Genomic DNA, 1485 nt, shown 5'->3' on the forward strand with positions numbered 1-1485 from the left:
CACGGCACTACCTTAGCAAAATTCTGAAAAACCTTGATTTTACAGTATATTTTTGAACCAGTAGGGATGTTTTACTAAGTTTTTACTAAAGAGAGGAATCCCTAGCACGAATTTAGAAAAGTAACATATAGTATGACCTTATTAATTGGTAGAACAATTGGTAAGGCCCTTTTTTATTTCAAGGAGGTTCAAAATGAAAAGTACAGCGTTAGGAGCAGAAAACATTATTTTTATCAGTGATGCACATGAAAAATTCTACTATGAAAAATTACAAGAAGTACGGTATCAGGATGTGTACCATAAGGCATTGTGTTATTGTCTGGGTATTAATGGAGATACCAGAAAAAATGCTGACAGAATTTATAATTTTAAAACGGGGTCTGTTAAAACGAAATGTTTACATGAAGGATGGCAGACAAGCGGTAGCTTAAAAGTGGTAAGGATGGCATTTAATCTGTACTGTAACAGCACGCCAAGCGTTTGGGATTATGAAGATGCAGAGGAACAGGTAAACGAGTGCAGACAGTATACAGTAGAGGATATCTTCTGCTGTGCATATGCACCATATTTTTGGCAGGCAGTACAGATCCGTTATCCGGAATATGTAGTGTACAATCAAAAGTTACATGCCATGCTTGGAGGAATAGATTAATGCTGAAAGTGAGACTGATGGGAACAAAAAATGATATTGCATGGTTTCAGAAAATCCTGCAGCGTCATCCTAAAATTGAAGTTATGGAATTATCGGAACTTTATTCCAATAAAGGGACGAGCAAATATTATAGAGCTTATGCTGAAATTGAAAAAAGTAATGTAAATAAAAAATAGTAGAAATACAGGAGAATTATATCATGTGCAAAATAATCGCAATCGCAAATCAAAAAGGTGGAGTAGCAAAGACTACAACAACTATTAATCTTGGAGTAGGACTGTCTAAGGTTGGAAAACGTGTAATGCTGATAGATGCTGATCCACAGGGACATTTGACAATGGGACTTGGTTTTCCAAAGAACTTAAGGGTAACATTGAAAACAATGATGGAAAATATCATTATGGGATTAGAATTTGATCCCAGGGAAGCAATTTTACACCATGAGGAAGGAATAGATGTAATTCCATCTAATAAACTTCTTTCGGGAATGGACATGTCATTATTCACGGTAGAGGACAGAGAAAAAGTTTTAAAGGAATATTTGGAACTTTTGGAAAATGATTATGACTATATCCTGATTGATTGTATGCCCTCATTGGGAATGATGACAATTAATGCGTTAAGTGCAGCTGATAGCGTTTTGATTCCGGTGCAGCCTCAATATTATGCGGCAGATGGCCTCATGGAATTACTGAAAGTTGTGAAAGGCATTCATCAGAGATTTAATCCTGATTTACAGATTGAAGGGATTCTGTTTACAATGGATAGCAGTCATTATAATAATTCAAAGAGAAATAAGCAGGCAGTACGAGATGCTTATGGAGCAGAGATTA

General features: G+C 35.8%; 3 protein-coding genes. All 3 read left to right on the top strand.

Going from position 1 to position 1485, the window contains the following annotated elements; translation table 11 throughout:
* Positions 1-193: 193 nt before the first annotated feature.
* Entirely contained in the window at positions 194-652 is a 459-nt protein-coding gene (locus LI112_RS17725; protein WP_015541251.1) for a DUF6075 family protein, read from the top strand.
* Positions 652-828 carry a hypothetical protein gene (locus LI112_RS17730; RefSeq protein ID WP_005426617.1) on the top strand — a complete coding sequence of 59 codons (177 nt, stop codon included), beginning with the start codon at positions 652-654 and terminating at the stop codon, positions 826-828. The genes LI112_RS17725 and LI112_RS17730 overlap by 1 nt, the downstream gene beginning before the upstream one ends.
* A gap of 23 nt (positions 829-851) precedes the next feature.
* Positions 852-1485: ParA family protein (locus tag LI112_RS17735; RefSeq protein WP_227191201.1), on the top strand; the 634-nt coding region annotated here is incomplete at its 3' end.

The sequence above is a fragment of the Blautia sp. 210820-DFI.6.14 genome, assembly GCF_020558815.1.
Taxonomy (GTDB): domain Bacteria; phylum Bacillota; class Clostridia; order Lachnospirales; family Lachnospiraceae; genus Blautia_A; species Blautia_A obeum.